Origin of the sequence: Rhodococcus sp. ACS1, assembly GCF_002300155.1 — a bacterium.
GTDB classification, from domain to species: domain Bacteria; phylum Actinomycetota; class Actinomycetes; order Mycobacteriales; family Mycobacteriaceae; genus Rhodococcus_F; species Rhodococcus_F koreensis.
The window spans coordinates 340981-366858 of record NZ_NSDZ01000008.1 but is presented as its reverse complement, the minus strand read 5'-3'; the positions used below and the strand labels follow the sequence as shown (position 1 = coordinate 366858).

The 25878-nt window shown below is 64.5% G+C and carries 18 protein-coding genes and 3 pseudogenes; 8 read left to right on the top strand and 13 right to left on the bottom strand.

The genetic code is table 11. From position 1 onward, the window contains the following. Positions 1-18: 18 nt before the first annotated feature. Positions 19-684, top strand: coding sequence for a nitroreductase (locus CJ179_RS36020; RefSeq protein ID WP_095864580.1), 666 nt, complete (start codon positions 19-21; stop codon positions 682-684). 282 nt (positions 685-966) lie between these two features. Here CJ179_RS36020 and CJ179_RS36015 read toward each other — a convergent pair whose 3' ends face one another. The 3 genes from CJ179_RS36015 to CJ179_RS36005 all read right to left on the bottom strand — a co-directional run bounded on the left by CJ179_RS36015 (position 967) and on the right by CJ179_RS36005 (position 4167). Beyond that, entirely contained in the window at positions 967-2058 is a 1092-nt protein-coding gene (locus CJ179_RS36015) for an NAD(P)-dependent alcohol dehydrogenase (RefSeq protein WP_095864579.1), read from the bottom strand. A gap of 7 nt (positions 2059-2065) precedes the next feature. After that, the gene (locus CJ179_RS36010; protein ID WP_095864823.1) at positions 2066-3277 is read right to left on the bottom strand and encodes a CaiB/BaiF CoA-transferase family protein; all 1212 of its coding nucleotides are present in this window, start codon (positions 3275-3277) and stop codon (positions 2066-2068) included. A 329-nt stretch (positions 3278-3606) separates the two neighbouring features. After that, on the bottom strand, positions 3607-4167 hold the full coding sequence (locus CJ179_RS36005; protein ID WP_095864578.1) for a TetR/AcrR family transcriptional regulator: 561 nt from the start codon (positions 4165-4167) through the stop codon (positions 3607-3609). A 126-nt stretch (positions 4168-4293) separates the two neighbouring features. Here CJ179_RS36005 and CJ179_RS36000 point away from each other — a divergent pair, with 126 nt between their 5' ends. From CJ179_RS36000 to CJ179_RS35985, 4 genes are all read left to right on the top strand, one after another. Beyond that, positions 4294-5742 carry an aldehyde dehydrogenase gene (locus CJ179_RS36000; RefSeq protein ID WP_095864822.1) on the top strand — a complete coding sequence of 483 codons (1449 nt, stop codon included), beginning with the start codon at positions 4294-4296 and terminating at the stop codon, positions 5740-5742. 14 nt (positions 5743-5756) lie between these two features. After that, positions 5757-7034 carry a cytochrome P450 gene (locus CJ179_RS35995; RefSeq protein ID WP_095864821.1) on the top strand — a complete coding sequence of 426 codons (1278 nt, stop codon included), beginning with the start codon at positions 5757-5759 and terminating at the stop codon, positions 7032-7034. Between the two features lie 35 nt (positions 7035-7069). Continuing rightward, on the top strand, positions 7070-8665 hold the full coding sequence (locus tag CJ179_RS35990) for a succinic semialdehyde dehydrogenase (protein ID WP_095864577.1): 1596 nt from the start codon (positions 7070-7072) through the stop codon (positions 8663-8665). A gap of 283 nt (positions 8666-8948) precedes the next feature. Beyond that, positions 8949-10115, top strand: coding sequence for an acyl-CoA dehydrogenase family protein (locus CJ179_RS35985; protein ID WP_095864576.1), 1167 nt, complete (start codon positions 8949-8951; stop codon positions 10113-10115). A gap of 512 nt (positions 10116-10627) precedes the next feature. Here the strand turns inward: CJ179_RS35985 and CJ179_RS35980 are convergent. From CJ179_RS35980 to CJ179_RS53230, 7 genes and pseudogenes are all read right to left on the bottom strand, one after another. Then, a complete protein-coding gene (locus CJ179_RS35980) occupies positions 10628-11686 on the bottom strand; it encodes a hypothetical protein (protein ID WP_095864575.1) in 1059 nt (352 codons plus the stop codon). A gap of 12 nt (positions 11687-11698) precedes the next feature. Beyond that, on the bottom strand, positions 11699-12559 hold the full coding sequence (locus tag CJ179_RS35975; protein ID WP_095864574.1) for a hypothetical protein: 861 nt from the start codon (positions 12557-12559) through the stop codon (positions 11699-11701). Positions 12560-12669: 110 nt separating this feature from the next. After that, positions 12670-13814, bottom strand: a protein-coding gene (locus CJ179_RS35970) for an IS3 family transposase (RefSeq protein ID WP_095864820.1) whose coding sequence is annotated in 2 segments (ribosomal slippage) — positions 12670-13535 and positions 13535-13814 — 1146 coding nt in all. Because the reading frame shifts where the segments join, the coding sequence is not laid out codon by codon here. Between the two features lie 40 nt (positions 13815-13854). Continuing rightward, complete coding sequence (locus CJ179_RS50875; protein WP_143548963.1) at positions 13855-14205, bottom strand: hypothetical protein; 351 nt, start codon at positions 14203-14205, stop codon at positions 13855-13857. A gap of 848 nt (positions 14206-15053) precedes the next feature. Then, positions 15054-15386 carry a helix-turn-helix transcriptional regulator gene (locus tag CJ179_RS35960; protein WP_095864572.1) on the bottom strand — a complete coding sequence of 111 codons (333 nt, stop codon included), beginning with the start codon at positions 15384-15386 and terminating at the stop codon, positions 15054-15056. Beyond that, positions 15383-16507 (bottom strand): tyrosine-type recombinase/integrase, encoded by a 1125-nt coding sequence (locus tag CJ179_RS35955; RefSeq protein WP_095864571.1) that lies wholly within the window; start codon positions 16505-16507, stop codon positions 15383-15385. Before CJ179_RS35955 ends, CJ179_RS35960 begins: the two co-directional genes overlap by 4 nt. 178 nt (positions 16508-16685) lie before the next feature. Continuing rightward, positions 16686-16847, bottom strand: a pseudogene (locus tag CJ179_RS53230) (integrase); the annotation flags it as partial. 630 nt (positions 16848-17477) lie between these two features. Here CJ179_RS53230 and CJ179_RS35945 point away from each other — a divergent pair. From CJ179_RS35945 to CJ179_RS35935, 3 genes and pseudogenes are all read left to right on the top strand, one after another. Further along, positions 17478-18287, top strand: coding sequence for an alpha/beta fold hydrolase (locus CJ179_RS35945; protein WP_218834882.1), 810 nt, complete (start codon positions 17478-17480; stop codon positions 18285-18287). A gap of 54 nt (positions 18288-18341) precedes the next feature. After that, on the top strand, positions 18342-19502 hold the full coding sequence (locus CJ179_RS35940; protein ID WP_179377772.1) for an asparaginase domain-containing protein: 1161 nt from the start codon (positions 18342-18344) through the stop codon (positions 19500-19502). Positions 19503-19822: 320 nt separating this feature from the next. Continuing rightward, a pseudogene (locus CJ179_RS35935) lies at positions 19823-20590 on the top strand (IS1380 family transposase); the annotation flags it as partial. 239 nt (positions 20591-20829) lie between these two features. Here CJ179_RS35935 and CJ179_RS35930 read toward each other — a convergent pair. The 3 genes and pseudogenes from CJ179_RS35930 to CJ179_RS54200 all read right to left on the bottom strand — a co-directional run. Further along, a complete protein-coding gene (locus CJ179_RS35930; protein ID WP_095864568.1) occupies positions 20830-24096 on the bottom strand; it encodes a protein kinase in 3267 nt (1088 codons plus the stop codon). Positions 24097-24326: 230 nt separating this feature from the next. Next, positions 24327-25523 carry an aldo/keto reductase gene (locus CJ179_RS35925; protein WP_095864567.1) on the bottom strand — a complete coding sequence of 399 codons (1197 nt, stop codon included), beginning with the start codon at positions 25521-25523 and terminating at the stop codon, positions 24327-24329. Between the two features lie 59 nt (positions 25524-25582). Beyond that, positions 25583-25735 (bottom strand): annotated as a pseudogene (locus tag CJ179_RS54200) (aldo/keto reductase); the annotation flags it as partial. Positions 25736-25878: the final 143 nt, after the last annotated feature.

The following is a 25878-nucleotide window of genomic DNA, read 5'->3' as shown; positions in this document are numbered from 1 at the left end:
TGGATTGGGGAGCTTTTCATGAATGTGTACGACGCGGTGCGATCACGACGCTCCGTGCGCGACTTCACTGACCAACCTGTCGACCGAGCGGTCCTCGAACGCGTCCTCGAGTCCGCCGCGCGTACCCCATCGGGCGGCAACATTCAGCCCTGGCACACGTACATCGTCACCGGCGGATCCCGCGCTGCAATCGTCGAGAAGATGTCCGCCCGACTCACCGCCGGTGACCTCGGCGACACACCGCAGTATCCGATCTATCCCGCCGACCTGAAATCACCGTATCGCGAGCGCCGCGTCTCGGCGGGCCAGCAGCTCTACTCCGCTCTCGGCATTCCGCGAGAGGACAAGAACGCTCGGCGCGCCTGGTTCGCCCGAAACTGGCAGTTCTTCGGTGCCCCGGTCGGGCTCTTCAGCTATGTCGACCGCCACATGGGTTCGGCGCAGTGGTCCGACGTTGGCATGTACCTGCAGACGATCATGCTGCTCCTGCAGGAGGAGGGACTAGCAAGCTGCCCCCAGGAGGCGTGGTCGGTTTACCATACGACAGTCGACGAAATCGTCCAGCCGCCGGCCGATCTGATGTTGTTCTGTGGGATGGCTATCGGATACGAGGACACCGCTGTCAGCGGAGGCACGCTAATCGACCGCGCCCCGATTTCGGAGACAGTCCAGTTCCTCGGCTGAATTGTCCTGCGGAACCGCTTCGACTGGATGCCGATACTTCCGTCCCGCTGCACTTTCAACGACACAAGTCCGTATCTGCACGATCGAGAACTCGTTGGATGCTGGATGCTCGCCGGATTCTCGCACCCACCCTCCTGGCCGAGTGCGAGAATCCGGTTGGTGGCCCGACGGAGGCCGATCACGCTCCTCGTAGCGGGGCGTGGATGACGGCACCCGTCCCTGTCCCGTCATCCACGACCGGTCGGCAGGTCTGCCCGAGACCTGCCGACGTCGGTGCGGCAGCTACTGCGGCACCAGAATCGGCTTGACCACCTTGCCGTCGAGCGCGGCCCGCTCGGCCGCGTCGATGTCGTCGAGGGCGAACTTCTCGATCAGCCGGTCGAACGGGAACTTGCCGTCCTGCCAGAGCGCGATCAGGCGGGGAATGAACAGATGTGGGATCGCATCGCCTTCGACGATGCCCTTCACGGTCCGTCCGGTGCACAGCGCGGTGGCACTGATTCGCAGATCACCGGCGGGCGCGCCGATCAGCCCGCACACCCCGGACGTCCGGAGTGTGTCGACGGCGGTCGCAATCGCCCGGGGCGCCCCGGTCGTGTCCAGTGCGTAGTCGGCGCCGCCCCGCACCGTGCGGCGAATCTGGCGGGTGACGTCATCGGCGCCGCCATCGATGGCATGTGTGGCCCCCAGGTCGCGGGCCAACTCCAACCGATCTCGGTTGAGATCGACCGCGACGATGGTCGCCGCTCCGGCCACCCGCGCCGCCATCACCGAGGCCAGGCCCACGGCACCGGCGCCGAAGACGACGATGCTCGCACCGACCTCGATGCCGAGGGAGTTCAGCACGGCGCCGGCCCCGGTCTGAAAGCCGCACCCGAGCGGGCCCAGCAGTTCCAGCGGCAGCGCCGGGTCGACCTGGACAGCGTTGCGGGCGTCGACCACAGCCCGGGTGGCGAAGGACGACTGCCCGAACCAGCGGGCGGACACCGGTGCTCCGTCTGCGTCGCGCGCGTTGGTGGATCCGTCGGCGTTGCGACCGGACATGTTGCGGGGAAAGAAGGTGTCGCAATATGCCGGACGGGCCTGCCGGCAGTTGGCGCAAGTTCGGCACGAATCGAACGACAACACGACGTGATCACCAACCGCGAGACCCTGCACGTGGGATCCCACCGCTTCGACGACCCCGGATCCTTCATGGCCCGGCACCAGCGGCAACGGCATGCCCGGTTGGGCTCGGGGCAGCAGATCGGTATGACAGAGACCGACACCCGCGATCCGCACCGCGACGTCGTCGGGTCCGGGCGGATCGAGGGTCAACTCCTCGATCGAGTACGGACGGTCGGCCGAACGGAGCACTGCCGCAGTAGTTTTCACAGCGGGCTCAGTTCGCCACGGCCGAGGCGCCGAGGAACTCGTCGTTGTGCTCCCCCGGGGACGGCGGCACGCCGACCGCTGCGGGGGTGAAGCTGTCGAACCGCGCGGGCGTACGGACGACCACCTGCGCGTTCTCCCCCTCCCCGACGGTGACGGCGAGTTCGTTCTCGGCGAACAGGGGGGTGTGCACCACCTGCTTCCAGTTGTAGGCGAGCGTGGCCATCAGCCCCCTCTCGTGCAGTGCGTCCACCCACTGCGCAGCCGTTCGTTCGGCCAGCGCCGACTCCAACTCGTCCTTGAGTTCGTAGTAGTTGATGGCGCGCAGTTTTTGGTCGGCGAAGCGTTCGTCCTCGGTCAGGTCGGGCCGACCGATCACCTCACACAGCAGAGCCCAGTGCTTGGGGACGTAGGCGCTGATCACAAGGTGGCCGTCTGCAGCCTTGAACGCATCGGAGGGCTGGGTCGCGAACGCGACCTGTTTGCGCGGCTTGCCATCCGGACCAAGGGTGGGGGCGGGCTTCGCGGACTTCGACGAGGCGTTGGGGTCCTTGTTCAGATGGAGGGTGAGCTGGTTCGCCTGCAGACTCACCGCGACGTCGTACATCGCGACCTTGACGACATCGGCGACACCGTGACGTTCCCGATTCAGCAGTGCGGCGAGAACGGCCTGAGCGAAGACGTGCCCGGTGGCGCCGTCGACGAGCTGGAACGGAATGATCTGCGGTCCACCCTCCGCTGTCCGTAGCCCGGTGGTCATTCCGGCCTCGGCCTGCACCATCAGGTCGAGACCGGGCCGGCTGCTGTTGACACCGTTGCCGCCGTAGGCCGACAGTCGGGCGTAGACCAGCGACGGGTTGCGCCCCTGCAACGTCTCCGGCCCCAACCCCATCTTTTCCATCACACCGGGGCGAAACGCCTCGAGCACCACGTCGGCGCTGTCGGCGAGGCGGAGAACGTGCTCACGGCCTTCGTCGGACCGTAGATCGACCATCACCGACTTCTTCCCGCGGTTGTTCGGCAGAAAGTAGGTCGCCAAGGGTTTGCGGCCGGGAACGACGGAAACGATGCGGCGAGCGGATTCACCTCCCGGTGCTTCGATCTTGATCACCTCGGCACCGAGGTCTGCCATCACCTGTCCGGCCAGCGGTCCGGCAACGTTCTGAGTGAAGTCCAACACCCGGTAGCCGTCGAGTGGCCGCGGGCCGTCACTGCTCGGCATCATGTTCACCTTTCTGGGCATAACGACGGACATAACATGCTCTATGTTGTCGTCACCATAACCGCATTCATGGTCGAAGTCCAGAGGCCTTTCACCTGCCGATACGGTCACCCGCCCGGACCGCGGCGGTCCGGCCCGGCACCAGAAAATGATCCACATTCTTTGACGTAGAGGAGGATTGATCCGGACGCAGAACCTGCCTGCCGCTTGTTTGTCGCGGAGCTGTGCTCGAATCCGCGCACAGCTTTCACACCGAGTCGGCAGCATGCGGGGCCTCGGCCGCCCGCGGCACCACGTGGTGGGCACCCCTGCCCAGGAGTGGAAGCCCGTCAGGCCCTCTGTGGCAGTTCAGCGTGCGAATATATGAGCCGCACGAACTCGTCGAGGAGCTTGTCGAGGGGCGCGTACCCGCCATCGGCGGCCACCTGCTGGTAGCCCACCAGCATGGACATGCCGAGTGAGGTCACCACCTTGGCGGTCGCGCGATCTCCGACGACCCGGAGCACGGCCTTGTAGACCGTCTTGCGCCGCGCCTCGTCCACCCGGTTTCGCACCTCGCGTACCGATTCGTCATTGGCGGCCCACGCCCTGATCGCGGCTTCGGCTTCGTGGTGCAGTCCGAGGGTGAGTCGGCGTAGGGATTCGATGTCCTCTTCTGGTGGGCCGGCGCCGAATTCGACGTCACGCAGGATTACCACCTGACGGTTCTCCCAGTAGGACAGCAGTGCATCGACGAAGCCCTGCCAGCTACCGAAGTGGTGGTAGAACGAGCCGCTGGTCACGCCGAGTTTCTTGCACATCATCCCGATGTTCAGACCCGTGAAGCCCAGCTCGGCGAGCGCCTCGAGAGCCGACTCGAAGTACTGCTCTCGGGTGACTATCCGTGACATGGTCCGCCCCGATCGCTGGTCGCCTACCCCTCAATAACACAGTCTATCGTATCGAGGTTGTGGCTCCTCGCCGAAGACGCTCGTTCAGCCCTTCCCCATCTCCATAACATGCGCTATGGTACGGACATGTGGTGTTTCTATGACAGGCTCTTCATCGGGGGCGAATGGGTACGTCCGGCATCGACGGACACCCTCCAGGTCGTCTCGGCCAGCACCGAAGAGGTGATCGGATCCGTCCCGAAGGGCAACGAGGCCGACGCCGACGCTGCTGTCGCCGCGGCCCGCCGCGCATTCGACGACCCGACCGGCTGGTCGAACTGGTCCCCCGACCAACGCGCGGACGCACTGCTGCGCTTGGCGACCGCCATCGACAAGTACAGCGGGGCCATTGCCATTCGGGTCAGCAGCCAGAACGGCATGCCCTCGAGCATCAGCAAGCAGACCGAGGCAGTTATGCCCGCGACGCTGCTGCGGTACTACGCCGGACTGATCCGCGACACTGCCGTCGAAGAGCACCGGCCCTCGCTGGTATACGGCACGACCGCGGTCCGCAAGGAACCACTCGGTGTCGTCGCCGCCATCGTCCCGTGGAACTTCCCGCAGTCGTTGACCTTCTTCAAGCTCGCCCCCGCCCTTGCCGCAGGATGCACGGTCGTCATCAAACCCTCGTCCGAGACCGTCCTCGATGCGTTTCTGCTCGCCGACGCGGTCGAAGAGGCCGACCTCCCAGCCGGTGTGATCAACATCGTCACCGGCGGCGGCCGCACAGTAGGAACGCATCTGATCCACCACCCCGGAGTCGACAAGGTGGCCTTCACCGGCTCCACCGACGCCGGACGCACAATCGCCGAACAGTGTGGGCGCCTGCTCAAACCGGTGACCCTCGAACTCGGCGGCAAGTCCGCGGGAATCATCCTCGACGACGTCGACCTCCATCGGAGCATGAGATCGATGTTCTCCTCGACCCTGCTCAACAACGGCCAAACCTGCTTCATCAGCACCCGCATCCTCGCCCCGGACAACCGCTACGACGAGGTCGTCGACGCGTTCACCGCGATGGCCGCGGCGCTGCGTGTCGGTGACGCCCTCGACCCCAAGACCCAGATCGGCCCGGTCGCCAGCGCACACCAACGCCACAACATCGAGGCGCACATCGCCCAGGGAAAGAGCGAGGGAGCACGCATCACCACCGGCGGCCGACGGCCCGCGGATCTCGACCGCGGCTGGTTCGTCGAACCGACGATCTTCGCCGACGTCGACAACAAGGCGACCATTGCGCAGGAGGAGATCTTCGGCCCGGTGCTGAGCATCATCCGCTACCGCGACGAAGACGAAGCCGTCCGGATCGCCAACGATTCCGTCTATGGTCTCGGCGGCACCGTGTGGACCGCCGATCCCGACCGGGGGCTGGCCGTGGCCCGGCGCGTCCAGGCCGGTGCCGTCGGCATCAACGGGTTCACCCTCGACCATGGGGCCCCGTTCGGTGGCGTCAAGTCGAGCGGTCTCGGGCGGGAACTCGGTCCCGAGGGCCTGCATCCCTACCAGCAACTCAAGTCCGTCTACCTGCCCGCTTGATCTTGGAGAACCTGATGACCGCTGCACCTACCGACGCCGTAATCCGCCCGTACCACGAGATCGACTTGTCCTCCAAGGCGTTCTGGGCGAAGTCCGCCACCGAACGGGAAGCCTCGTTCGCCCAACTCCGCGACCACAGCCCCGTCAGTTGGCAACCACCGGTGGAGGACTCGTGGTTGCCGGAGCCGGACGACCCGGGATACTGGGCGGTGGTGCGGCACGCCGATATCGTCGACGTCAGTCGCCGCAGTGAGGTCTTCATCTCGGGACTGGGGGTGCAGTTCGAGAACCTTCCGCCGGACGTGCTGCGCGGCTCGCAGTCGATCCTCGCGATGGACCCGCCCGACCACACCAAGATTCGCAAGCTGATCAGTGCCGCCTTCACTCCGCGGCAGGTCAAACGAATCGAGGACCAGATCAAACGCAACGCCGCCGAACTCGTCGATGCCATCGCCGCGAGGGGCGACGCCGAGTTCGTCAGTGAAGTCGCCGCCAAGCTCCCGATGCGGACCGTCTGCGACATGATCGGCATCGACCGCGACGAGCAGGAGAAGGTGGCACACGCCGCCGAGGTCATCACCGGATGGAACGATCCCGAAGTACGGGGCGGCCGCGAAAGAGGGCCCGCGCTGGCCGAGGTCGGCTGGTATCTCACCAAGCTTGCCCGCACGCTCGCAGCGCAGCGACGAGCCGAGCCCCGGGACGATCTGATCAGCGCGCTGGTCAATGCCGAGGTGGACGGTGAACGACTCAACGACATCGAAATATCGTCCTTCTTCACCCTGTTGTGCGTCGCCGGCACCGACACGACGCGGCAGACCGCCACACACGCAGTGAAGGCATTGACCGATTTTCCCGACCAGCGGGCCTGGCTCCTGGAGGACTACGACGGCCGGATCAACAGCGCGATCGAAGAATTCGTGCGCTGGGCGTCCCCGGTGATGACCTTCCGGCGCACCGCCATCGAAGACACCGAACTGGCCGGTCAGCCCATCAAGGCCGGCGAGAAGGTGGTCATGTTCTATCCCTCCGGGAACTGGGACACCGCGGTCTTCACCGACCCCGACACCTTCGACCTGTCACGGTCGCCGAACCCGCACGTCGGCTTCGGCGGCGGCGGAAACCACTTCTGCCTCGGCAATCAGGTCGCCAAGAGTCAGCTGCGGGCGCTGTTCCGCGAACTGCTCACACGAATTCCCGATTTCCGGGCGGGTGACCCCGTCATGCTCGAGGGCAACTTCATCCATGGCGTGAAGTCGATGCCCATTCACTTCACACCCGAACAGTCGTGAGATTCCTACGCACTCCGTGATGATTGGTAGAGAACATGACAGCACGCACCGACAAAATCCACAGCACCACACCGGCTGGTTCGAGCACCCCGAGTATCGCGATCGCGCCTGAGATCATCTCCCGGCTGACCGGCACTCTGCCTGGTGACGGACCGGAAGCGTCGACAGCTGCACCGGCAACCGGGCAACAACTGGCGACCTTCCGTACCTCGACCGTCGACGACGTGGCGGCCGCGTTCACCGCCGCCCGCACCAGCCAACGTGCATGGGCTGCCACATCACCACGTGAGCGGGCCAAACCCTTCCTGCGGCTGCACGACCTCGTCCTCGCCAACGAAGGCCTCATCGACATCGTCCAGGCCGAGACCGGTAAGTCCCGCAACAGCGCATTCGAAGAGACCCTCGATGTCGCGGGACTGGCGCTCTATTACGGCAGGCACGCATCGAAGTTCCTCGCCCCCCGCAAACGAGCCGGAGCGATCCCCCTCGCGACACAGACCCGCGAATTGCGGCAGCCCAAGGGCGTGGTGGGCATCATCTCCCCCTGGAACTACCCCCTGTCGCTGGGGGTCTGCGACATCATCCCCGCGCTCCTGGCCGGCAATGCCGTGGTCCACAAGCCGGACACGCAAACCGCGCTGACCGCGCTACGCGCGCGGGAGCTCCTCGTCGAGGCCGGCCTCGACCCCGCGCTGTGGCAGATCGTCGTCGGCGAGCCGGCAACGGTCGGACAACCGCTCATCGACCACGCCGACCACATCTGCTTCACCGGCTCGACCGGCGCGGGCCGCAAGATCGCGGAGGCGGCCGCGCGCCGACTCATCGGTTGCACACTCGAGCTCGGCGGCAAGAACCCCATGCTGGTGCTCGACGACGCCGATCTCGACAAGGCCGCCAAGGGAGCAGCTCGGGCGTGTTTCTCCACCGCCGGGCAGCTCTGCCTGTCGACCGAACGCCTGTACATCGCCGGCACCATCTACGACGAATTCGTTCCGAAGCTCGTCGCGCAGACCCAGGCGCTCAAACTCGGGAAGGGTGCAGCGTTCGACTACGACATCGGCACTTTGACCTCTCAACGACAGTTCGACAACGTTGAACGTCACGTCGCCGATGCCCGCGATCATGGGGCCACCGTGCTCGCAGGAGGACGACCACGTCCCGACCTCGGCCCGTATTTCTACGAACCGACCATCCTCGAGAACGTCACCCCCGAGATGGAGGTGTACGCCAACGAGACCTTCGGACCGGTGGTCTCGCTGTACCGGGTCGACAGTGACGACGAGGCTGTCCGCCTCGCAAACGACACCGAGTTCGGCCTCAACGCCAGCGTCTGGACCTCCAGCACGGCCCGCGGTCGCCGTGTCGCCGAACAGATCCGCTGCGGAACCGTCAACATCAACGAGGGCTACGGCTCTGCCTACGCGTCCAACGACGCACCGATGGGCGGAATGAAAGCCTCCGGTCAGGGCCGCCGGCATGGCGAACACGGCATCCTCGAGTACACCGAGCTGCAGACCATCGCGAGCCAACACGTCGTGGGATTCGACCCCCCGGCAGGAGTGAGCACCGAGCAGAACGCAACGATCCTCGCCTGGACGTACCGGCTGATGAAGATGTTTCGAATCAAGTAGGAACGTCGTCGTCCCACGCCCTGCACGGATCCGTTGCTTCTGCAGGCTGAACGACCACGGCCTGCAGGGTCGCAGAGGTCAGCTGTGCTCCCACCGGTGGACACGTTTCTCACCGGAACCCGGGGCACCGCGGCGCCGATGCTGCCAGCCGTAGTGGCGACAGCATCGGTGCGGTGAAGCAACACAATCGGCAAGAACTCCTTGCCCATCTTTCGGCTCCTCCCGGGAGCAGCCGAAACTCTTTCCCATTCATCTGCAGCGCAATACCGATCGAGGAGTCAGTGTGAAGAGCGATCTTTTCGAGGTCGATCACGAGGCGTATCGCCAGACAGTCCGCCGTTTCGTGGAGAACGAAGTTGTCCCGAATCTCGAACGATGGGACGAACAGCGATCAATCGACCGCGAAACATGGTTGGCCGCTGGGAAGTTAGGCTTATTGGGGTTGTCGATCCCTGAGGAGTACGGCGGCAGCGGGGTCACCGACTACCGCTTCCGGGTCATCGTCATCTCGGAGTTGGCCCGCGTCGGTGCCGCAGCCTTGCAGTCCGGATTCTCCACCAACGACGACATCGTCGCGAATTACATCCTGCGGCAAGGCAGCGCTGATCAGCAACGACGATGGTTACCGGGTTTCACGACCGGGGAGACGATCGGCGCAATCGCGATGACCGAACCCGGAACCGGGAGCGATCTTCGCGGCATCAAGACCACCGCCGTCCAAGACGGCGACGCCTGGGTGGTAAACGGCAGCAAGACCTTCATCACCAGTGGCGTCCTCGCGGACCTGGTGATCGTCGTCGTACGCACCCCGAGCAGCGATGGAAATGGTGCGCTCAGCCTGATGGTGATCGAGGACGGCATGCCCGGATTCCACCGAGGCCGGCAACTGCACAAGGTCGGTCTGGCCGCCCAGGACACCGCCGAACTGGTTTTCGACAACGTTCGAGTTCCGCAGGAGAATGTCCTGGGTGAGATCGGTGCCGGGCTGCACTATTTGATGGACAGCCTTCCGCTCGAGCGGCTCGGAATCGCGCTTGCTGCGCAGATGTCCGCCGAAGCGGCGCTGCAGTGGACCGTGTCGTACGTGACCGAACGCAAAGCGTTCGGGAAGTCGATCTCCGAATTCCAGAACACCGGCTTCGTCCTGGCCGACCTCGCGACACGGATCGATATGGTCCGCGCCTTCCTCGACCGTGCCGTCATCCAGCACTCCCATGGAGAACTCGCACCCACCGACGCCGCCAAGGCCAAGCTCGCTGCTACCGAACTGCAATGGGACGTCATCGATGCGGGACTCCAGCTGCACGGCGGCTACGGATACATGATGGAGTATCCGATTGCAAAGGCCTTCATCGATGCGCGAGTGCAGCGTATCTACGGCGGCACCAACGAAATCATGAAGGAGATCATCCAGCGCGACCTCTTCAGTTCAGCGGATAGGCGCAGCTGAAGTCCGACAACGATCGACTCCATGTACGTCCGATGCACCGGAGTCGGCAAGCTCTGGAACTGCGACGCTGGCGGGGTCGACCTGGCCCGCGAGAGTTCGTAAATCGCACCGTAGAAGTCTGTGGTGCCACAGAAGGATGAGGATGTTAGAGCGGGTTTCACACGGCAGGGCGCGAGGCACCAGTCGGGGTGCGCGACGCTCCTGGAGCGCTGACTCACCGGAGTTGGGCGCCGAATCTTCGGCAATGGTCGACTTCGCTCTCCGTCGGCTTCCCTTCGGTGGCCCGAGCGCCGACGACGTTCTCGTAGAGTTTGGAATCAGCATGCTGACCTTTGCTCAACGGATCGAGAAGGTCCTTGTATCAGGACGCCCGACCGCTCTGTCGCTGGCCGAGCGTAACGGACTACGCGAAATGGCTACCGCAGTGGGACGCACCTCAGAACGAGGATAAGCCGGAGGACCTCGATTTCATCGATGCCGAGGTTGCCGATGGCGAATGGAATGTAGGGCGGTCAGTCCTCGAGTTCCGGTGCGTCGAGGATGACGAGAAGGTCAGCGAGCAACCTGTCGGCCGCGTCTTCGATGCCGTCGAGGATGGTGGTGACATCCTCGAGGTGGGTGTGGGCGTCACGGCGGGCGGCGATGCCGCGGTCGTAGTAGCCCTGGTCCAGCTCGACATCAGCCACGGCCGGGACCGGTGCGTCCTCGCCTGACTGCGTCGTCGGCCGCCCGGTCGGAAGCCGCTTGTGCACCGGAGCCTGCCCGGTCAGGTGCGCCCGCACCAAAGCAGCGATGGATTTCCCGGTCAGCGCAGTCGAGGCGAAGGGGGTATGCCCCCATCGGTCGATGGGCGTGAGCAGCGGCCGTTCGTCGCGTCGCGCGTTGTCTGCGAACGCCGATAGGCCCGCGCCTTTGTCGAGGCGGCCGGCTAGGAGCTGGGTGCTCGGATACCGGTCCAGAAACCCCAGCACCTCCACCCAATCCCGATACACGACTGCCGGATTCGCTCCGCCGGCAGCAATTCGGGCCCAGCCCTCCCCCACCCTCACCACCAGCTCATCGTGCTCACTGGTCACGTCAGCACGTCGCAGCCGGGCGATCTGCTCGAACCCCAGACCGGCGGCGGCTAGGGTGAGAACGAGGGCGTCGCGGCGACCAAACAGCCCGCCCGGCCACCCGGTCACCGGAATCCGTGGCACCACCTGCGCCACCCGCTCCCCCACCCGGGCCAGCCGGTCCGCACGCGCAGTGTTGAGAAGCTGCCGAATCGTCTCCGCGCGACCAGGAGCCAGCAATCCTGCCTGGATATGGACAGTGTTGATCGCAGTGACCCGGCGGCGCTGCGTGCCATCGGCCGCCGGGTGATCCGCGAGAAACTCCGCCAACACCGACGGATGCGCGGGCAGAACGCGGTTATCGCAGGCTGTGCACCAGTCAGCGAACAGCGCCCAGTCGTACCGATACCGGCGCGGCACCACCAGATTCGGACTGTTACCCACCGACGGGGTGATGGCGCCGGGGTCGACATGACTGGCGGACTGTCGATATTCGAAGGCGCGGTATTCGAGCATGGTGAACCCATCTCAGCAGGGGTGCCCTGATTCGTCTTGGTGCTGTTCGGACCGGGCGAGGAGGTAGTCGGTCCAGTCTCGTCGTGTTCGGCTGGCCCATTTGGTTGCTGTGGAGATGTCGATGCCGAGTAGGTCGGCGGCGATCGGGGCGGGGATGTCGCGTGCCCAGCCTGAGCGTGCCGAGTGGCGGGCGGGTAGCGGATCGATGCCGTGTTCGCGGAGTTTCCGTGCGAGGACGGCGGCAGCCATGGGCCGGCCGGGAGATCTTCCGGGAAACAGAAATCTGGCTGCGTGGCCGGTCGGGTGGAAGGTTTCACGGTCGATTCTTTTTTCTCGCAGTGTGTGCAGGAGCGCGGCCAGCGCGGGTGGTGCCAGGACGGAGCCTTCGTCGAAGCGCAGGTAGGTCTCCTGGTCGACGTTCTCGATGTGAGTGTAGGTCAGCGGGGCGATGCTGGTCGTGGTGCGGCCGTAGAGCAGGACGAGCGAGCCTGTGACTCGGACGTCGAGGGGCAGTTCGTCGTCATGCAGGCACCTGTCGAGCATGTCCCATCGGTCTTCTTCAGTCAGAAAGTTCGACGGGTCAGTGCTGGGCCGGTGGGGCACCGTCAGGTCGGAACACAGCCTCCGTCCCTTCGCCCATCCGATGAATGCAGCTACCAGATAGCGGTGTTCGCTGCCACCGTCCAGCCAGACATCGATGTCGTCTTGGTCGGTCGTGGACAGTGTTTTGCCGCGGTCATCGAGCCAGGACAGGAATTCGAGACTGATCGCGATCTGGCTTCGGACGTAGGTGGCGGCGCTGGCCGTGACCGCCCGTCGGTTGGATCGTCGGCGGGCGCGTCGCAGAACATGCCAGGTCGCGAACGGTCGCACGAGCGTGATGTGGTGGGCGGGCCGTTCACCGAGGGCATGCTCGAGCCACGGGTCGATGCGATCGAGCAGGGGACTGCCCCCACCCTGGTTGACACTCGGGGTGTGCAGTTTCAGGCCGCGTGTGCGGTCTGATGGAGCGTCTCATACTCGATGGGCGTCAGTCGACCGAGCCCGCGTTGCCGGCGCCGCCGGTGGTAGGTCGTCTCGATCCACGCGACGATCGCCAAGCATAGTTCCTCACGGCTGCTCCAGCGGCGACGGTCGAGAACATTGCGTTGCAGCAACGCGAAGAACGATTCCATCGCGGCATTGTCGCCACATGCCCCAACCTTCCCCATAGAACCTTGTAAACCATTGCAGCCCAACAATTCCACGAACATTCCGGAACGGAACTGGCTGCCGCGATCGGAGTGAACCACGGTGCCATCCGGTCCACGAAGCGCGATAGCGTTTCGCAGCGCCGAACACGCCAGGTCCGCGGTCATCCGGTCGGCGATCGAGTAGCCGACGATCCGGGTGGAGAAGCAGTCCTTGATCGCGCAGAGGTAGAGCTTGCCCTCATCGGTCCAGTGCTCGGTAATGTCGGTCAACCACAACCGGTCGGGCTGCTGGGCGGTGAACTGCCGCCTGACGAGGTCGTCATGGACCGGCGGGCCGGATCGACGATGTAGTCCTCGTTTCTTGGCGAACACCGAGAAGATCCGCTGCTGCGAGCACAGCCGGTGGACGCGGTTCTCGCCGGCGACGATGCCGTGGGCAGGTAGTTCGTCGGCGATGAACCGGTATCCGAATTCCGGATCGCCGGCGTGGATATCGAGTGCGGCGTTGATCAGATGGGCGTCGTCCCAGTCCCGTCGGGACACGGGATCGGTGTTCCACTTGTAGAACGCTTGCCGGGAGAATCCCAGCACCCGGCAGGTCACCGCGACGGGGATACCGTCAGCGGCTAGGTCACGGACCAGCGGGAACATCATTTTGGGTTGACGTCCCGCGATAGGTAGGCGACCGCCCGACGCATCACTTCCGCCTCTTGTTCGAGCAGCCGGATACGTTTGCGGGCCTCGCGGAGCTCGTCGGATTCGTCTCGTGTGAGGCCGGGCCGGGTGCCGTCCTCGATGTCGGCCTTGCGCAGCCAATTTTTCAGGCAGGTCTCGGAGATCCCGAAATCTTTCGCGATCTGCTCCAGCGGGGCTTCGCGTTTGCGGGCCACGGCGACGACGTCGCGGCGAAACTCCTCGGGATATGGCTTCGGCATGTCGATCATCCTTTCACCGTGAGGGTGGATCCCTCACGGGTCAGGTGTCAACCAGAGCCGGGGCAGTCCCCAGTTCGTCGCGTTCGGGAAGGATCTCGGCGTGGACGAACAAATCACGTAGTCGGTGCAGGGCGTAGTTCTGCCGACAGTTGTCGAGCAGTTCGTGGCTGAGGGTCTCGTGGTGGGCTCGTTGAGCGAGCTCGTGGAGCAGCTGCGCACCACCGCTGCGTCGGTGGAGCCATTGCATGGCCGAGGCCGGATTGGGGACGTGGTCGAAGACGGAGATCAACGGAGTGAGCTGTGTGGCGATGCCGTGTTTCGGGTGGCTGAGGACGGTGCGAAGTTTCGCCTTGAGTGCGTCATGGGCTGTTTCATGTCGTCGCCGGCGCACTCGTGTCGGGGATTCAGTGAGCTCGGGTTCGAGGATGTGGCCGTCGTCGCGGCAACGAAGACATACCGGTTGCTGGGCAGCTGGATGCGCGGGATGAGGCGCACCGCAGATCTCACACGGGCGTTGACGTCGGGTGAGGCAGCGGTTGCATAGATCAGGTTCGGAGCCTCGGGCAGTGCGGTCGATTCCTCTGACTTCCCCGCATCCACCGCAGCGGCGTCGAGGCCGGGCGTAGCAGCTTTTGCAGATCGGTCCGTTGTCGGTGTGTGCGTAGGTGGGTGCGTTGTGACCGCACCGGCTGCAGGTGCGCCGCGGAGTGCGGTAGCAGTTCGGGCAAAGTGCCGAGCCGTCGCTCCGTCGCGCCTGGATCGCCAGCACTCGCCCACATTGTCCGCATGGCCCCCTCTTGCGAGGTACGCATGAGCTGCACAGTGGTCTGCCCTGGTCGTCGCGTTTGGCGATCGAACGATCTTTGCCGCATCGGGTGCACGGTGCGCAGTGGAAATACCGTCGGCACTTGTCGCAGACACGACCGCCATCGACTATGTGGTGCAGTATCTTTGTTCCGCCGCATCGTAGACAACCGGGAATCGTGACCGTGGTGCGCCCAGCCGCAACGAGTAGCGCGGCCAGCTTCTGGACTGCCACGGGGGTGTTCGATGATCCTGAGGTCAGCGCATCGGAATGTTCGGCCAGATGCGCTTCCAACGGCCTGAGCGTGTGGTCGACTACTGCGCTCGCGACGAATTCTACTGCCTCACAATGACTGAGATCGGGAACGACGCCTCTGACGTGATGGGCGGCCCGCTCGAGCACGACCTCGCGCGACTCGATTCCCCGCCGTCCGCTCATTGCGTCCCCGGCCGGCGGATGGTGGTGCGTCGTGCCTGTGGCGCGGCCGATCGCTCGCCAGCTCCTCCACTGCCATCCTTTCTGATCGCAGCGTTGACCACGTCGACCTCGATGAGGTCGTTCGGCGTGCACCCGAGGATGTCGCACAACGCGGCGAGGGTGTCCATCGACAACCGTTGCGGCGGTGCGGTGACGAGCCGATAGACCTGTTCGCGGGAGAGGTGGATCCCGCGCTCGGCAAGCAGCGGGACCAGCTCGGTGGTCTGGAACATCTCGTGTTCGGCCATCAGTCGGCGCAGGTTCCAGCGGTAGCCCATCTTCTTGATCATTGCGTGCCTTTCCATAAACTCTTGCGTCCCTGCAATGCTCGGCGCACCAGACGTGTTCGGTATTCGTGGGAGACCCCGGTGTAGATCGCGGTCGTCGAGGCGTACCTGTGGCCAACCTGCTCGGAGACGAACCGTTCGGGGTAGTCGAACTCCACCAAATGCGTGACATATGAATGCCGCAGGCAATGCAGATCCAGTTCGGCCGGCAATCCCGCCGCGTCCCGCACCTGCTCGAAGGCGTCGTTGATGCTGCGCAGCGACATCCGGCCGGCGCGCTCGCTGACCCAGACCGCGGTCAGCGCGCCTGGCTTCATCAGTGGCCGAACCTCCTCGACCCAATGACCGAGCACGTCGACGATCCAATCCATCTCCGGAACCGTCAGCACGGTGCGCCGCTTGGGCGGGCTTCCATTGGATGCCTTCCCCCACCGTACGAACCATCCACCGTACTGGCCGTACTCTGCCATTTTCGGTGCGCGGCGCCGATCGGAGAGATCCAATCCGCGGACTTCTCGGCGCCGCAGTCCGTAGGCGTACACGGTCTTGAGCAGTGCGGCATCCCGCAGCGCCGTCAACGAACCTTTACGGCCCAGCCTGCGGATCTGCTCGACTCGTCCGTCCGCGGCATCGAACAACGCCTGGACCTCGTCGTAGGTGAGCGGCCGTCGCCCCGGCCGGCCCTCGAAGTCGGTGGCATGCGCGATCGTGTTCCCTTCGTGGAAAACCTGTTGCGGCACAACCGAAAAACGATCCCAACACTGAGCAGGCCAACCGTAGCGGCCGTCGGTGACGTACTCCATGAACAAGCAAATCGCCATCTCATACGATCGGGCGGTCGACACCACGATCGGCTTGCGCCGAACAGAAGACCGCAAATGCACGATGAAGTCCTCACCGTCCGCCGGTTCCCACTGCCATGGATAGGAATTGGTGAACTCAGCCATCCGACGCACCAGCGACAACCGCGGTCCGATCGTCCCCTCGTCACTCAAGAACCGCGACCGCTGCTGGCGTTCCCACCCAGCCAGCATCGCTTCGAACACCGCTTGTTCGGGATCAAGATGCACAACCCCGTCGGCCAACACCAGATGCGCCGCACCAGGGATTTCAGTCCCACCCATGCGTTGCATTAAACACAACAATGTTGAATCTCGTCTAGTGCTCCTTTCATAATCGCAGGTCAACAGCGATGAGGCGGCGGTAGAAAGATAGACTGGGGCCAGCGCTCACGTGCAGGTCGCGTCATTCGTATCCGCTATCGCACAGTTGCATCGAACGCAATTCCGCTCAGTTACACCGTCAGAGTCCGATGTCAGTGACGGCATTCCCGACGAGGGGGGCGTGTTCGCGGGCGTAGAGCTCCACAGTCGCCGGGTTGGTGTGCCCGGTCTGCCGCATGATCGCGTGCGCGTCGGCGCCGTTGCGGAAGGCCTGAGTGACGAACCCTGCCCGCAGCGTGTATGAAACAAGTGAGCGAGCCCCGCTTTCCAGTCCTGCCGGAGGCGAAGAACGGCGCCACGTCGCAACCAACTTGATACAGGTCCTGCCGTCGGCCACACGCCGGAGCGAGTAAGGAGACGTGGAGTGTTCTCGGCAGCACATCCACAAGGAGCCGCGGGCACTGCGCCCGGTTTCAGCGCAGGTCTCCGGTGTGCGCGCAGACCAGGGGCTTTGCTCGCTGCCACGGCGGTGGCACCGTGCTCCAACCGATCCGAAACGCCCATACCTGCGGGGTCGCCGGCACTCGTGGCACCTATCGGCCACGTGAGGGTTCGATCCGTGTCGTTTAACTCGCCATCGGCGCGGGGCCCGTTCGCCATGCTCGCGACTGGACGACCCAGCCACCGTCAGCCTAGCAGCGTGACCCTTCTAGTCCGCCTACGAACTATCGAGTCTCGAAATCACCTTCAACCCCAGCGCTTGCGTACGCAGATACTCTGTGTTCGTATTATATCTGACCCGGAATGCCTGGCGCAGCGCTTGAGTGACTTTTCGCCGGTCCGCCGGTGCACAACATCCAGGCTTCAGAAGACGACGAAGGAGAACGCAGTCGTGCCCGAGTTACCCGCGGCCCAGTTCTACCGAACCTCCGTGGCCGACATCGCATATCGAGACCTGGGGTCGGGTCCAACCCTGCTCCTACTTCATGGAGCAGCTCCAGGAGAAACGGGATGGGACAGCTTTGCTGCCAGTATCGAAGTTCTGCGGACTAGGTTCAGAGTAATCGTTCCGGACCAACCCGGCTTCGGACAGTCATCTCTCGTTGAGGACAATGGACTTCCTTACAACGCCATCTCCGCGAAGGCAATGGCCGAGCTCCTCAGGCATCTCGGTACGGGGAGGGTGCACGTGTCGGGGAACTCTCTGGGTGGGGGTGTCGCGCTGCGATTGGCGCTCGAGTATCCAAGTCTCGTAGACCGCATCATCCTCGTAGCTCCCTTCGTTCGCGGATTCTGCCCGCGATTTCTTGCACCCCCCTCGGAGGGGGCTGCGCTTCTCAACGACTACTTTCCCGGCCCGTCACCAGACAAGATGCGACACTTGCTCAGCCGGCTGGTGGGGGACGTGAGCACCCTTCCCGACCTCGACGCAGCGGTCGCGTCGCGGTACGAAGACACGCTGAGGTCCGAAATCGAGTCGGCAAACCAGCGCCTTGCCAGCGGCGGCTGGGTGGAGGACTACGAGCGCCGAACCCCAGCTCAGTGGATCAGCACCATAGACAATCTGACACTCGTCCTGTGGGGGCGCGACGACAGATTCTGTCCGACCGACGATGCGTTTCATTACTTGTCCGCGCTTCGCCGGTCCGAACTTCTGGTCTTTCCGGAAACCGGCCACTGGCTACAGCATGAACGAAGTACGGAATTCGCCAGCTACGTGACTGCCTTTCTCACCCGATAGCGCCAATTACACCCAACACCACATGTGCCGCTTCGAAGGATGCAAAGAAACAACATGACCAGTTCAGGTATGTCTCCGATCCCGCTCGCGAACGCGAGACAGTCGGCTCGGTCGGACGGCGGACATGCGGAAATTGCAGCTCTCGGAAGCGCTGCTCCCGAACACTCTGTGCCGACCGTCGTCGTCGTCGACGCGGGCGGGACGATCACAGCCACTACGCCGGACCGCATCAGCTACCTCAGTTATTCGCAGTCTCTCTCAGGCGGGATTACGGACCTTCTGATACGGATGTACCCGGAGCTCGGTCGTGTGGCCAAGGTGTCGGTAGTTTCGACAGACATCTCCGGCCTTTCGTCCGATTCGACTACCGAGAGCAGGCATCAGTTATCGCAGACGGTAGACGCCTGCCTGGCGCTCTCCGACGTGGTTGGCGTCGTCGTCACTGGCGGCACAAACATCCTGGAAGAAGACGCCTACTTCCTCGATCTCACCATCCGAAGCGAGAAACCCGTCGTCGTCACCGGCGCCATGCACCAGAGCGGAACGTTCACCGAAGACGGAATGACGAACCTGTTCAGCGCTATCCGCCTAGCGGCAAGCGAAAGGACGACCTCTTTCGGCACTGTGATTCTCATGAACGATCAGATCTTCGCCGCTCGCGAGGTGACCAAAACGGACGGATATCGCCTCGACGCCTTTGCTGCCGGCAGCTATGGGGCAATAGGCGTCGTGAACGCGGATCGAATCCGACTGATTCGCGCGCCGGCTCGAGTCACACTTCACGGAACAGCCTCCTGGAAGACTCCTTTCGACCTTTCCAGGAAGACCGCGGCCGAACTCGTACGTGTCGAGATCGTGAGCGGCTACCTCGACGCTTCGGCGGTCCCGATTCAGGCGCTTGCCGCCGCTGGAATCAAGGGCATCGTCACCGCGGGGCACGGACCCGGCAGCATGTCGGTTGCTCAGGGGGCAGCGATGGCCGCAGCTATAGCCGACGGAGTGCTTTTCGTCTCCGCCACCCGAACCGGCGGCGAAGGCAGATACGACGACGGATCGCCCGGAATCATCGGCGCCGCAGACCTGACGCCTCAAAAGGCGCGGCTCCTGCTTCAGCTTTGCATGAGCTTCAGCGAAGAAGAAACTCAAGTTCGGGACTGGTTCAAGTCGATAGGAGACCCGCAGTTCGGCTTACGACCTAAAACTTGGCGACGGTGACATCGCAGCCCGAAAGAGTCAGGAGAGCGGATCGCGCTTCACGGCCGACCGTTGTTCAAAAAACTGGCTCTTCTGCCATGAATGTGGATGGCCCTGCATGTGATAACGGCAGGTGGTGAGGGGGTGGGTGCACGGGCCGCCCGTAGGGTCGAAAGCTCCTACACATCCGTCACCATCGGAGATGACTCGTGCGCGCTTCAACCTGGATCCACCGATGTGGTGTCGGGGTAGGTGAGTCGAAACGGCGAGATGCCCTTGCGTGCTGAAAGAATTGGGCTTCTCACAGAACCAGTTCGATCGACACGAAGGGCATCTCTAGGGTGCAACTATCCCATACCCGGCCGGTGACGGCCGCGGCGTTCGATGACCGCAACCTCCTCGCGTCGGCCGGCCTGGTTCCGGCGCTGGGGCTGGCACACCGGTGCGGCTTGGAAGCCTTGGCGGATGAGTCTGCGTCGGTGCCGACCGACAAGGGCGCGCATCCGGGCCGGAAGGTGTCCGCACTGGTGGCGGGCATGGTCGCCGGCGCCGACAGCATCGACGACATGGCATTGTTGCGGCACGGCGCCATGCCCACGGTGTTCGACCGCCCGTACGCCCCGTCGACGCTGGGCTCCTTCCTGCGAGAGTTCACCTTCGGACACGTCCGCCAACTCGATGCCGTCGCCGCCCGATTCCTGCAAGGCCTGGCCGAACGGACACCGCTGATCGGTGGGCCCGAAGTCGGTGGGCGGGTGCTGCTCGACCTCGACGACACCATCGTGCCGGTGCACGGGCACGCCAAGCAGGGCTCGGGCTACGGATATACGGGGGTCCGGGGGTTGAACGCGCTGATCGCCACCGCGACCACCGACGGGCGGGCACCGGTGATCGTCGGGCAGCGTCTGCGCCGCGGCGGCTGCGGATCCCCACGCGGGGCATCCCGGATGGTCAGCGACGCCCTCGCCACACTCGGTCGTATGCGCCCGCAGGTGTCGCCGGGGTCTGTGCTGGTGCGGGCCGACTCAGCCTTCTACGGGCACAAGATGGTGTCCGCGGCGATCCGGGCCGGGGTGGATGTGTCGGTCACGGTCCGAAGGCCGTCGACATCAATCTCGACTAGCAGAACAGCTGAGCGCCGCCCGGATTCTCGGTCCGGGCGGCGCTCAGCTGTTCTTGTCTTGCCTCGACGCGTGACACCGACAATAGGGAATGCTGCCTCGTCCGTCAGTACCCACATTTCCCACCGTGCGGCAAGCCCATCCCTATACTCATATTGCAAGCTGTGAAGGTGAGTTCGACCTGTGGCATCGCCGGCGCTGCCAGCCGTGTAACTTCGCGACAACTCTCAGTCGTGCGCCCGCTCCACGACCCAGGCCGCGACCTGTGTCCGGGAGGTGAAGCCCAGCTTGGCCAGGATGTGTTCCACGTGCCCTTGTGCTGTGCGGGGTGAGATCACCAGGCGTTCGGCGATGGCCTGATTGGTCAGGCCTTCGGCGATCAGGTCGGCGACTTGGCGTTCCCTTTTGGTCAGTCGCGTCGACGCGTCGGTGTCTCGTGTTGTGGTGTCGGCCTGTTGCTCGTGGAGGGCGTAGGCGATTGCCCCGTCGAAGCCGAGTTGTTCGCCCTTGCGGTGGGCCGCCCCAAATACTTTGCCCCCGAGCTCTTGCCGGGTCTTCGTGGCACATTCCTCCTGGTAACCAATTAGGTTGGAGTGTATGACCGCGGAACTGCCGATTGACCGCGCCAGCCCGTCAGCGGCTCCAATCAGAACCGCAGCCCGGAGTGCGTCGCGACGTTCGAAGCTGATCCAGGCCAGCGCCTCGAGGCAGGCTGCAGCGATGCGGGGACCACGCACGTGCCGGGTCAGCTTCAGCGATTGTTCGATGAGCTGCACCGAACGATCCGTATCTCCTTGCTGCCATCCGGCAATTGCCAAGGCCCACAGCGAGTGTGACCGATACATCTTCTCGCCGTGCCTTTCCGTGATCGCGAGAAGACGCTCGTGACATTCGATAGCCTGCTCCGTGTCGCCGTTCAATCCATATGCCGTCCCTAACGGGTACAGTGCGGTTACTTCGAGCGTTGAATCTTCACGTCGGGTGAACTCGTCGAGTGCGGTTTCGAGGTGAGGGCACGCGCGCGCGAGATCACCGTTGTAGAGGGCCAGCATTCCGTCGGCGAAGGAAACGAACGCGCGCATCATGGGGTCGCTGGTCCGGGCTGCGAGTGTGCGCCCATCCGCCACGTGTGCGGACCCAGCCCTCAGGTCGCCCTGGACGTTCGCCATCACGCTGGCACAGTAGAGCCCCTTGGCCCACTCGAGGGTGGGTGCGCCGCTCTGTCGGGAGAGCAGTTGGTCGAGCCAGCGCCGACCCTCGCTGTAGAGGCCCTGGGAACTCCAGAACATATGGAGCGCTGCGGCCGTGCGCAGTCCGGCGGCGGGATCGTCGCCGACGCTGAATTCGAGAGCCTCCCGCAGATTCGGCTGTTCCCGCTTCAGCCGGGCGATCCACTCGAGCTGGCGGGCACTGATCCACTCGGCCTCCGCGTCCAGCGCCAACGCCTCGTACCAGTCCCGATGGCGGCGGCGCAAAGCCACAGCCGCACCGGTCTGCTCGAGTTTCTCGAAACCGTACTCGCGGAGAGTCTCGAGCATCCGGAACCGCACCCCCGCCCCGTACTCCTCCCGGATCAGGATCGACTTCTCCACCAACGACGTCAGCGTGTCCAACAACTCATCCGGGTCGAGGCCCTCACCACACACCCGCTCCGCCGCATCGAGTTCGAAGCTTCCCGCGAACACCGCCACCCGCCCCCACACCAATTGCTCTTCAGCGGCGCACAACTCGAAACTCCAATCGATAGACAACCGCAACGTCTGCTGCCGCGTCGGCGCACCCCGGCTGCCGCGGGTCAGCAGGGTATAGCGGTCGGTCAGCCGCTCGAGGATCTGCTCGGGCGACATCGCCCGCAACCGGGCCGCCGCCAATTCGATCGGCAGCGGCAACCCGTCGAGACGATGACAAATCCCCGCCACCGCCGCCGCGTTTTCCTCGGTGAGCGCGAAATTAGGAACCGCGGCAGCGCCGCGTTCCGCGAACAGAGTCACCGCATCGTATTTGGGTAGCCCGCGCAGGGAGGTCCGCCGCCCGGAATCCGGGACGGCCAGCGGGGGGACACGCAGCGTGGTCTCCCCGCCGATGACCAGGGGTTCGCGGCTGGTGGCAAGGATCCTCACCCCCGGGCATACCCGTAACAGGGTCTCGGCGAGTTCCGCCGCGGCGTCGACCATGTGTTCACAGTTGTCGAGTAAGAGCAGTAGCTCCTGTGCCGCCAGGTGCTCGACAAGGGCCTCCCGCAGCGGCCTCCCCGAGTGGTCCCGCACCCCGACGGCGGCGGCCACCGCGTCGACCAGTGACGACTCGTCGTGCAGTTCACCCAACTCCACCAGGCGCGCACCGTCGGAGTACTCGCGCTGCACAGCCGACGCGACCCGCATCGCCAGCCGCGTCTTGCCGACACCGCCGATCCCGGTCAACGTCACCAGCCGGGAGCTGGCCAGCAGGTTCTTCGCCTCGGCGAGCTCGTGCCGACGACCGACGAAACTGGTCAGCTCCAGGGGAAGATTCCCGGTAGTGCTCCGACGGGCGGATTCTGTGGGAAGGTGCCGACCGCCTGACGCTAGTGCTCGGCCACCGATCTCTGCGCCGGGTTCAGAGCGGAGCGCCATCTCGTCGACCGGGAAGCCGTGGGCGCGTTGCAGGGCTCGCAGCTCCTCTCCGAAGTCGGCGGCGGTGGCCGGGCGCTGGTCGGGCTCGCGGGACATCGCATGGGCGATCGCCGCGGACACATCGTCCGGGATGCCGTGCTCGCGCAGGTCGGGGACCGGTTGCGTGGTGATCCGCAGGAACTGCGCTACGACCTGCTCACCGCTGCGGCGTTCGAATGCGGCGTGGCCGGTCAGGGTACTGAACAGGGTGGCACCAAGTCCGTACACGTCGGCGGCCGGGCTCGGTGGTTCACCGCCGAGCACCTCTGGAGCGGTGTACGCCGGCGACCCGGTGACGGCGCCGGTGGCGGTCTCGAAGCCGCCGCTGATGTGAGCGATGCCGAAATCGGTCAGTTCTGGTTCGCCGTAATCGGTGAGCAGGATGTTCGCGGGTTTGATGTCGCGATGCAGGATGCCGAGCCGGTGTGCCGTCTCCACCGCTCCGGCCATTTTCACCCCCAACCGAAGCACCTGATCCAATGGCAGGGGACCGCCCTGCCGGACTCGGGCCTCCAGTGAATCCTGCGGGTGGTACGGCATCACGATGTAGGGAAGTTCGCTGTCGGTGGCGCCGACCTGCAGAATGTTGACGATGTTCGGATGCCCGGTCAGCCGCCCCATCGCCCGCTGTTCCCGGAAGAATCGAGCGCGGTTCTCGTCGTCGAGTTCGACGGTGAGCACCTTCACCGCCACCGTGCGATCCAGGTCCTGTTGGGTGCAGCGGTACACGACACCGAACCCGCCGCGGCCGATCTCCTGAACATCAGCGAAACCAGCTCCACCGAGTTCGGCGGCCGGGGAGGGCGGGTACCGCTGAGTGTCGAGCGGATCACCTGCACCCATCGGACGGTCTACTCACTCCGTCGACTCGTGGTTCCGCGCACTGGTCCCGACGGCACGACCAGTGACTGGTTGGCGTTTTCGATGAATGCTTCAAGAGTATCGCCGCCACTCAAATGTGACGCTGTGTTAGGTCGTAACGCGGTCCCCGATCAGGGCGCGTCCATCGGACACCGAAACGAGGGCCCAGCCATCTGATTTGCAAACTGGTGCACCGGTGTATCGCTAGGTCACTATCGAGTGGGCGCTTCGACACCGGTCTGGGCTAGTATTGCCGGTGGTAGCCGGTCGCCGTGGATCGTGATTCCTGCCAGAGAAGTATTCAGCTCCTGAAGCTCGTCATCGCTGAAGGTGACTTCTTCCGCTCCGAGATTCTCCAGAAGGTGGGCGGTTCTCGTGGCGCTCGGAATCGGGACGATCCACGGTCGCTGCGCCATCAGCCAAGCCAGGGAGATCTGCGCGGCGGTGGCGCCCTTACGCACAGCCCACTCCTGGATCAGCTGGACCAGGGGCATGTTCGCTGCCAAGGCGTCGGGCGCGTTCCGGGGCACCTCAGCGCGGAAGTCTCCCTCAGCGAACCGGGTGTAGGGATTGATCGTCCCGGTCGTGACGCCCATTCCCAGAGGTGCCCAGCATACGAATCCGATCCCGAGCTCTTCGCACAGCGGCAGGATTACGTCCTCGGGTCCACGCCAGAGCATCGAGTACTCGTTTTGGATGGCGGTGAGCGGCTGGACCGCGTGTGCGCGGCGGATGGTATCGGGTCCTGGTTCGGACAGGCCGAAGTGCAGGACTTTGCCCTCGCCTATCAGATCTTTCACAGTGCCTGCCACGTCTTCGATCGGGACCGTGGGATCCACTCGATGCTGGTAGAGCAGGTCGATGCGATCGGTTCGCAGACGCTGCAGCATCTCGTCGACCACTTGCCGAAGGTGGTCCGGGCGGCTGTTCGGGCCGCCGCGTCTCTCACCGGATTGTGGGTCGAAGTCGAACCCGAACTTTGTCGCGATCACTACCTGATCGCGGACGGGTTCAAGAGCTTCCCCGACGATTCGCTCCGACTCGAGCGGCCCATACGCTTCGGCCGTGTCGAAGAAGGTCACTCCTTGGTCGACAGCTGCTCGAGTGAGGGTGATCATGTCCGCACGACCACTGACGGGGCCGTAGAGCTTGCCGGGCATGGTTTGGCATCCGAGCCCGATGCTCGAGACTTCCAAGGACCCGATTGTGCGGCGCCCGGTGACCGTTGTGGCCGCAGTCACCAGCCCCGCACCGTCGCTGGCGCCGCTCGTGCCGACGGCACCGGACTGCGGGGTTTGCTCGGCCGACGTGCAGCTAGCCGCCATCCCGGCGACCAGCGGGGCTGCGGCCAACCCCGCCGCTCCCATCAAGAACTTGCGGCGACCGCGATCGGTCGGGTTGCTGTGCACTGCGCTCTCCTGGTCAGTTGTTGAACTTTGTCGTCACCGCAGTCGGCGACGGCGTGGACTCACGCCTCGGGTATATCTGCCGTTCGTTTCGAGAGCGATGCTGTCCGGTTCCGGCCCGCCGCGTACTCCGGTGTCGAACGCGTCGATCGCGGCGAGCGGCTCGGTGGGAGCTCCAAGGCGAAGACGTCGAAGTCCTCGGCGATGCGGAGAGGCATCTCGTTGAGGCACGCGGCGGGCGTGTCGATGTGGCGGAGCCGAGCGGAAAGCTTCCTCGACCGCAGCGGTCGTGGAGTCCGGCGGGGTCTGGAAGACACCGAGCCCGATTGCCGGCATCTCGACACCGGTGTTCGAGGTG